Annotated in this window: 7 protein-coding genes; 6 read left to right on the top strand and 1 reads right to left on the bottom strand. The window is 76.4% G+C overall.

Annotated features, from left to right (window positions below):
• On the bottom strand, positions 1 to 1,904 hold a 1,904-nt coding region (locus BJP25_RS35730; protein ID WP_408607162.1), incomplete at its 3' end, for a hypothetical protein.
• Here BJP25_RS35730 and BJP25_RS32775 point away from each other — a divergent pair.
• From BJP25_RS32775 to recN, 6 genes are all read left to right on the top strand, one after another.
• The gene (locus tag BJP25_RS32775; RefSeq protein WP_233158170.1) at positions 1,821 to 2,552 is read left to right on the top strand and encodes a tetratricopeptide repeat protein; all 732 of its coding nucleotides are present in this window, start codon (positions 1,821 to 1,823) and stop codon (positions 2,550 to 2,552) included. The two genes, BJP25_RS35730 and BJP25_RS32775, sit on opposite strands and share 84 nt — an antisense overlap.
• Positions 2,552 to 3,550, top strand: a complete 999-nt coding sequence (locus BJP25_RS19875) for an HAD-IIA family hydrolase (RefSeq protein ID WP_084794241.1) — start codon at positions 2,552 to 2,554, stop codon at positions 3,548 to 3,550. Before BJP25_RS32775 ends, BJP25_RS19875 begins: the two co-directional genes overlap by 1 nt.
• Positions 3,551 to 3,560: 10 nt before the next feature.
• Positions 3,561 to 3,740: a hypothetical protein gene (locus BJP25_RS19870; protein WP_075976520.1), complete on the top strand. Its 180-nt coding sequence runs from the start codon at positions 3,561 to 3,563 to the stop codon at positions 3,738 to 3,740.
• Positions 3,741 to 3,744: 4 nt separating this feature from the next.
• On the top strand, positions 3,745 to 4,548 hold the full coding sequence (locus BJP25_RS19865; protein ID WP_075976491.1) for a TlyA family RNA methyltransferase: 804 nt from the start codon (positions 3,745 to 3,747) through the stop codon (positions 4,546 to 4,548).
• 13 nt (positions 4,549 to 4,561) lie between these two features.
• Positions 4,562 to 5,476: an NAD kinase gene (locus BJP25_RS19860; protein WP_233158169.1), complete on the top strand. Its 915-nt coding sequence runs from the start codon at positions 4,562 to 4,564 to the stop codon at positions 5,474 to 5,476.
• Between the two features lie 113 nt (positions 5,477 to 5,589).
• Entirely contained in the window at positions 5,590 to 7,371 is a 1,782-nt protein-coding gene (recN, locus tag BJP25_RS19855; protein WP_084794239.1) for a DNA repair protein RecN, read from the top strand.
• The last annotated feature ends 555 nt before the right edge of the window (positions 7,372 to 7,926 follow it).

The following is a 7,926-nucleotide window of genomic DNA, read 5'->3' as shown; positions in this document are numbered from 1 at the left end:
ATCATTCCCGAAGGGGTCTGTGGTGAACACGTGGAGATCCGTGTTCGCCGCAGGCCCTTTCGGCTTTTCCGTGCTGATGGAGGATTCAGGTGTCGGAGTTCGGTCGCCGCGGCGGTGCCGATGGTGGAGAGCGTCGTGGGGACCGCGACCGGTCGGGTGCCCCGCGCCGGGACCGCTCGTCCGGTGCGGCGCCGTGGAAGCGCGACGGCCAGGAGGCCGGCCGCGGCGGCGGTGACCGCCGGTCGGGCCACGACCGCGGCGGCTACCGGCCGACCTCGTCCGACCGCGACCGGGGCGGGTACCGCTCCGGGGGCGACCGCGGCGGTTACCGGGGCACCGGTGAGAGCCGGGGCGGCTACCGCTCGACCGACCGGGGCTACGGCGACAACCGGGGTGGGTTCCGCGGCCGGGACGACGAGCGCCGCGACGACCGCGCCGGGTTCGCCCGCCGCGACGGTGGCGACGGCGGCTTCCGCAAGGACGACCGCGGACCGCGCCGGGACGACCGACCTGGCTTCCAGCGCCGCGATGACCGCGCCCCCCGCCGCGATGACGACCGCGGGGGCTACCAGCGCCGGGACGACCGGCCGCGCCGCGACGACCGCGACAGCGGTCCCCGCCGCGACGACCGCCCCCGCCAGGGTGGGTTCCAGCGCCGCGACAACGACACCGGCTTCCGCCGCGACGACCGCGGGCCCCGCCGGGACAACGACGGCGGCTTCCAGCGCCGCGATGACCGCGGCCCGCGCCGTGACGATGACCGCGGCGGTTTCCGCAAGGACAACGACCGCGGTGGTTTCCAGCGCCGCGATGACGACCGTGGTGGCTTCCGCAGGGACGACCGCGGGCCCCGTCGCGATGACAACCGGGGTGGGTTCCGCAAGGACGACCGCGGCCCCCGTCGTGACGACGACCGTGGTGGCTTCCGCAGGGACGACCGCGGGCCCCGTCGTGACGACGACCGCGGCGGTTTCCGCAAGGACAACGACCGCGGTGGTTTCCAGCGCCGTGACGACCGTGGCCCCCGCCGCGATGACGACCGGGGCGGGTTCCGCAGGGACGACCGCGGCCCTCGGCGGGACGACGATCGCGGTGGGTTCCGCAGGGACGACCGCGGGCCGCGCCGCGACGATGACCGAGGTGGGTTCCGGCGGGACAACGACCGCGGTGGTTTCCAGCGCCGCGATGACCGCGGGCCGCGCCGCGATGACGACCGTGGTGGGTTCCGCAGGGACGACCGCGGCCCCCGTCGTGACGACGATCGCGGTGGGTTCCGCAGGGACGACCGTGGACCGCGCCGGGACGATGATCGGGGCGGGTTCCGGCGGGATGACCGCGGGCCGCGCCGTGACTTCGACGACCGGGGGCCCCGCCGCGACGACCGGCCGCGCGACGAGGTGCGGCCCGCCGCGCCGGTCGAGGGTGCCGAGACCGATGAGGCCATCACCGACGACTTCATCCGCGACAACCTGGTCTCGACGGGCGCCCGCGCCGACGAGGTGAGCGGCGAGGCCGACCGCGACGACACCGCCGACCGTGACACCGCCGACCGCGACGACACCGACGCGCCGGAGAGCGGGTCCGGCTCCCCCGCCGACCAGCTCACCTCCGCGGACGAGTCCCCGGTGGCCGAGCCCGTCCAGGCGGACGAGGACAGCCAGGATGAGGACAGCCCGGACGAGGACAGGCGGGACGAGGGCTTCGACCGCTCCCGCCTCGACCGGCGCGACCGCGACCGGCGGGATGACCGGCGTGACGACCGCGGGGACCGCGACCGGGACGTGCGCCCGTCCGAGGGCGGCCTGCCGCTGCCGGAGGGCGTGGACTACTCCCAGCTCGACGTCGAGGCGCGGGCCGGGCTGCGCAGCCTGCCCAAGTCGCTGGCCGAGCTGGTCGGCAAGCACCTGGTCGCCGCGGGCATGCTCATCGACGAGGACCCCGAGCTGGCGCTGCGCCACGCCCGGCACGCCAGGGAGCGCGCCTCCCGGGTGGCCATCGTGCGCGAGGCCGCCGGGCTGACCGCCTACCACGCCGGGGAGTGGTCGGAGGCGCTGTCGGAGCTGCGCGCGGTGCGCCGGATGAGCGGGGGCAGCACGCACCTGGCCGTGATGGCCGACTGCGAGCGCGCCCTCGGCCGCCCCGAGCGGGCGCTGGAGCTGGCCAAGGAGGCGGGCGCGGACATCGAGCCCGAGGTGGCCGTGGAGCTGCGGATCGTCAGCGCGGGTGCCCGCCGGGACATGGGCCAGCTCGACGCCGCCGTGGTGGCGCTGCAGGGGCCGGACCTCGACCCCAAGGTGCGCAAGCCGTGGAGCGCGCGGCTGTTCTACGCCTACGCCGACAACCTGGAGGCCGCGGGCCGCGGGGACGAGGCGATCCGCTGGTTCCTCAACGCCGCCCAGGCCGACGACGACGAGGAGACCGACGCCGCCGAGCGCGCGTTCGCCCTCGGCGCCGACGCCGACGAGGTGGCCGCGGCCGCCCCGGCGGACGACCTGGACGCCCTCCCCGAGGAGGGCGGCGACGCCCCCGCCGCGCAGGAGGACCGCGACTGATGGCCGAGGGCCTGCTCGACCGCTACGACGCCCTGCTGTTCGACCTCGACGGCACCGTGTACCGGGGCGGGCAGGCCCTGCCCGCCGCGGCGGACGTGGTCGACGCCGCGCACGCGCGCGGCACGGCCGTGCGGTTCGTCACCAACAACGCCTCCCGCGCCCCCGGGGCCGTGGCCGAGCACCTGCGCGCGATGTCGGTGTCCGCCGACACCGCCGAGGTCTCCACCAGCGGGCAGGCCGCGGCCGCCGTCCTCAGCGAGCGGCTGGCCGACGGCGACCGGGTGCTCGTGCTGGGCACCGAGGCGCTCGCGGACCTGGTCGCCGAGGTGGGGCTCACCCCCGTGCGGGCCTTCTCCGACGAGGTCAAGGGCGTCGTGCAGGGGCTCTCGCCGCAGATGACCTGGGCGGACCTGGCCGAGGGCGCGCTGGCCATCCGGGCGGGCGCGCTGTGGGTGGCCTGCAACGTCGACCGCACCCTGCCCACCGAGCGCGGCCTGCTGCCCGGCAACGGGTCGATGGTGCACGCCCTGCGCGTGGCCACCGACCAGGAGCCGGTCGTGGCGGGCAAGCCCGCGACGCCGCTGATGCGCCAGTCGATCGAATCCGCCGGGGCGGGCAGGCCGCTGGTGGTGGGCGACCGGCTCGACACCGACATCGAGGGCGCGGTGAGCTCCGGGGTCGACTCGCTGCTGGTGCTCACTGGCGTCTGCACGCCCGAGGGCCTGCTGCGCGCGGGCGAGCACGAGCGGCCCACCTACGTCTTGGCCGACCTCACCGGCTTCGACGGGCCCGCCGACGCGATGCGGGTGGGTTCGGGTGACGGCTGGGAGGTCGAGGTCGACGGGAACACCGTCCGCGTCGACGGCTCGGGCGACCCGACGGCGCTGCTGCGCGCCCTGTGCCCGGCGCACTGGTCCGCGGCGGGGTCGCTGACCCACGACGCGCGGTCGGCGGCGGCGCGCACCGCCCTCACCACCCTCGGGCTCGCCATCGGCTAGCGTGGGGTCCGTGCACCCCGCTCCGCTCCCCGGGCCGCCCGGGCCCCCGCCGGTCAGCGACGAGGCCATCGCCGACGCCGTGGCCGGGCTCGACGGGCTCGACCGGGTGCCGGTCGACGAGCACGTGGCCCGGTTCGACGCGGTGCACGTGGCGCTGACCGCCGCGCTCGCCTCGATCGACAAGGTCTGAGCCGGTGCCCAGGAGGGCGCGGCTGGACGCCGAACTGGTCCGCCGGGGCTTGGCCCGCTCCCGCGACCACGCCTCGCAGCTCATCGCCGACGGCCGGGTGACCGTGCAGGGCGCCGTGGCCACCAAGCCCGCCACCGGCGTCGAGACCGGGGCGGCGCTGCTCGTGCGCGAGACCGACGACCCGGGGTGGGCCTCGCGCGGCGCGCACAAGCTGGTCGGCGCGCTCGACGCGTTCGACCTGTCCCCCGAGGGCAAGCGGTGCCTGGACGCCGGCGCCTCCACCGGCGGGTTCACCGACGTGCTGCTGCGCCGGGGCGCGCGGCAGGTGGTGGCGGTCGACGTCGGCCGCGGGCAGCTGGTGTGGCGGTTGCAGACCGACGACCGGGTGGTGGTCATGGACAAGACCAACGCCAGGGAGATCACCCCGGAGGCCATCGGCGGGCCGGTGGGCATGGTGGTGTCGGACCTGTCGTTCATCTCGCTGCGCCTGGTGCTGCCCGCGCTGGCCGCCTGCGCGGACGAGGACGCCGACGTCATCCCGATGATCAAGCCGCAGTTCGAGGTGGGCAAGGAGCGGCTGGGCTCCGGCGGCGTCGTGCGCGACCCGGCCGCCCGCGCCGACGCGGTGCGCGCGGTGCTGGCCGCCGCGGGCGCCGCCGGGCTGCGGGTGCACGGGGTGGCCGCGAGCCCGCTGCCCGGGCCCGCCGGGAACGTGGAGTACTTCGCCTGGCTGCGCCGGGGGGAGCCGCTGGCCGCCGAGGTGGCCGCCGAGCTGGTCGAGACCGCCGTCCGGGAAGGGCCGCAGTGAACGGGTCACGCACGTGAGCGCGCAGTCGGGTGGGTCGGGGGACGGGCAGCGCGAGGTGCTGCTCGTCGTGCACACCGGTCGGGTGGAGAACCGGCGGGTGGCGGAGAAGGTGGCCGGGTGGTTCGCCGGTGCCGGGGTCGCCCTGCGGGTGGTCGACGACGAGGCGCCGGACCTGGACCCGTCCTGCTACGCGCGGGTGGTGCCGCTGGGCCCGGCCGCGGCCGAGGGCGTGGAGCTGGTGTTCGTGCTCGGCGGGGACGGCACGTTCCTGCGGGCCGCGGAGCTGGCGCACCCGGCCGGGGTGCCGGTGCTCGGGGTGAACCTGGGCCGCATCGGGTTCCTGGCCGAGGCCGAGTCCGACGCACTGGCCGACGTGGTGCAGCGGGTGATCGAGCAGCGCTACCAGGTCGAGGAGCGGATGACGGTCGACGTGACCGCCACCGTGGGCGGCCGGGTGGTGGCGAGCACCTGGGCGCTCAACGAGGCCAGCGTGGAGAAGAGCAGCCGGGAGCGCATCCTGGACGTGCTCATCGAGGTCGACGGCCGGTCGGTGTCGTCGTTCGGCTGCGACGGGGTGCTGTGCGCCACGCCCACCGGCTCGACCGCCTACGCCTACTCCGCGGGCGGGCCGATCGTGTGGCCGGACGTGCGGGCGATGCTGGTGGTGCCCAGCAACGCGCACGCGATGTTCTCCCGGCCGATGGTGGTGGGCCCGCACTCCACGGTGGCGATCGAGGTCGACCCGGAGGGCCACGAGGCGGTGCTGTGCTGCGACGGGCGGCGGACGGTGGAGATCCCGCCGGGCGCGCGCATCGAGGTGCGCGGCGGGCGGACCCCGGTGCGGCTGGTGCGGCTGGTCGAGGGCCACTTCACCGACCGGCTGGTGGACAAGTTCGACCTGCCGGTGCACGGCTGGCGCTCGCGCTGAGGGCGCGCGCCGGTGGGCTCGACCACCTGTTCGACCCGTTCCCCGGCGTGGCGGCCCGGCGCACACTGCCGAGTGACAGGGGGAGCAAGTAGGGTGCCCCTGTGCTAGCCGAGATGCGCATTCAGGACCTCGGCGTCATCGACGAGGCCACGCTGGAGCTCCACCCCGGTTTCACGGTCGTCACCGGGGAGACCGGCGCGGGCAAGACGATGGTCGTCACCGGGCTGCACCTGCTCTCCGGGGGCAGGGGCGAGGCGTCCCGGGTCCGCAGCGGGAAGTCCAAGGCCGTGGTCGAGGGCCGGTTCGAGGGGCTGACGGGGTCCCCGGCGGCGGTGGTCGCGCAGGGCGCGGGCGCCGACCCGGAGGAGGACGGCAGCCTCATCGCGCTGCGCAGCGTCAGCACCGACGGCCGGTCCCGGGCGCACCTGGGCGGGCGGTCGGTGCCGGTCGGGGTGCTCGGCGAGCTGGCCGAGCAGCTGATCGCCGTGCACGGGCAGAACGACCAGCTGCGGCTGCTGCGCTCGACCGAGCAGCGCGCCGTGCTGGACCGCTTCGCCGGTGAGCAGGTGCAGGACGCGCTGGCGGCCTACCAGCGGGTGCGCGACCAGTGGATCCAGGTGTCGACCGAGCTGGCCGACCGCACCGCGCGGGCCAAGGAGCTCGCGCGCGAGTCCGAGGTGCTGCGGCTGGGCGTGGAGGAGATCACCGCCGCGGCGCCGCAGCCGGGCGAGGACACCGAGCTGGTGGAGCAGGCCCGGCGGCTGGCCGACGCCGACCAGCTGCGCGAGGCGGCCACCGGGGCGTCCTACGCGGTGTCCGGGTCGCCGGACGGCGACCCGGAGGCGCCGGGGGCGCTGGGGCTGCTGGGCGAGGCGCAGCGGCGGCTGGCCGGTGCCGACGACCCGCGGCTGCGCGAGCTGGAGCCGCGGCTGACCGAGGCCGCGGTGCTGCTCACCGACATCGGCGCGGAGCTGACCGCCTACCTCGACGGCCTCGACGCCGACCCGGCGGCGCTGGAGCGGGTGCTCGCCCGCCAGGCCGAGCTCAAGGCGCTGACCCGCAAGTACGCCGCCGACGTCGACGGGGTGCTGGCCTGGGCGCGCGAGGCCGAGGACAAGCTGGCCGGGATGGACACCTCCGAGGAGGCGCTGGCCGAGCTGGCCCACCGGCGCGCCGAGCTGGCCCAGGAGCTCGCGGCGATCGCCACCGGGCTGTCGGCGCGGCGCGCCGAGGCCGCCGACGCGCTGGCCAAGGCGGTCACCGACGAGCTGGGCGGGCTGGCGATGGGCCAGTCGAGCCTGCTGCTCACGGTGCGCCCGCAGCCCGCCCAGCCGGGCGACCCGCTGGCGCTGGAGGTCGGCGGGCAGCTGCTGCACGCGGGCTCCGGCGGGGTCGACGAGGTGGAGGTGCTGCTGGTCGCCCACGACGGGGCGCAGCCGATGCCGATCCACAAGGGCGCCTCCGGGGGTGAGCTGTCGCGGGTGATGCTGGCCATCGAGGTCGTGCTGGCGCACTCGGACCCGGTGCCCACGCTGGTGTTCGACGAGGTCGACGCCGGGGTCGGCGGCCGGGCGGCGGTGGAGATCGGGCGCAGGCTGGCCCGGTTGGCCCGCTCGCACCAGGTCGTCGTGGTGACCCACCTGGCGCAGGTGGCCGCGTTCGCCGACCGGCACCTGGTGGTCGACAAGGGCATGCGCGGCGGGGTGACGCGCAGCGACGTGCGCACCCTCGACGAGCCGGAGCGGGTGGTGGAGCTGGCCAGGATGCTGGCGGGCATGGAGTCCACCGAGACCGGGCGGGCGCACGCCGAGGAACTGCTGAACCTGGCCGAGAACGAGAAGCACGACTGGGACCTGACGGGCAAGCCGCGCCCGGCCCGCCGCAAGCGCGCCTAGTCGATTTTCTCCCGCCGCCCGCCCCCTCGTCCCCGCCCGGCATCGTCCCCGGCCTGGCACCACGGGCGCCTGCCCCCAGGTGGGGCCGGGGGGCTGTGCTGGATGTCCCCCGCCACCTGCCCCTCGTCCCCGCCCGGCATCGTTCCCGGTTTGGCGCCACGGGCGCCTGCCCCCGGGTGGGGCGGGGCCGTGCTGGATTTCTCCCGCCGGCCGCCCTCTCGTCCCCGCCCGGCATCGTCCCCGGTCTGGCACCACGGGCGTCCGCCCCCACCGGTACGTCCCGGAGCGGTGCCGTGCGGACAGTGGCCACGGGTGGGCGTGGCGGGAATCCACTCGTCCGTGGGTGGTCGGGGTCGGTGTGCGCGGTGCGTGTGCCGTGGGCGGGAGACGGCAGGCGCTGGTCGGGCTTCGTCCACGTGGGACGCCCCGTTCGGGTGAGTGGTCGTCACGGACGGTCGGTGACCTGCGAGGACAGCGCACTGTCCACTGTGGGCGGAGCGGCGTCCCGACCGGCGTGGCACACCGGCGGGGGCGGTGCGGTGGTTCACGATCGCG

Origin of the sequence: Actinokineospora bangkokensis, assembly GCF_001940455.1 — a bacterium.
GTDB classification, from domain to species: Bacteria; Actinomycetota; Actinomycetes; order Mycobacteriales; family Pseudonocardiaceae; genus Actinokineospora; species Actinokineospora bangkokensis.
This window is presented reverse-complemented; position numbering and strand designations above follow the sequence as displayed.

Coding starts and splice junctions, on each gene's coding strand:
- BJP25_RS19875 (WP_084794241.1), top strand. CDS start 2,552: ATGGCCGAGGGCCTGCTCGACCGCTACGACGCCCTGCTGTTCGACCTC.
- recN (WP_084794239.1), top strand. CDS start 5,590: ATGCGCATTCAGGACCTCGGCGTCATCGACGAGGCCACGCTGGAGCTC.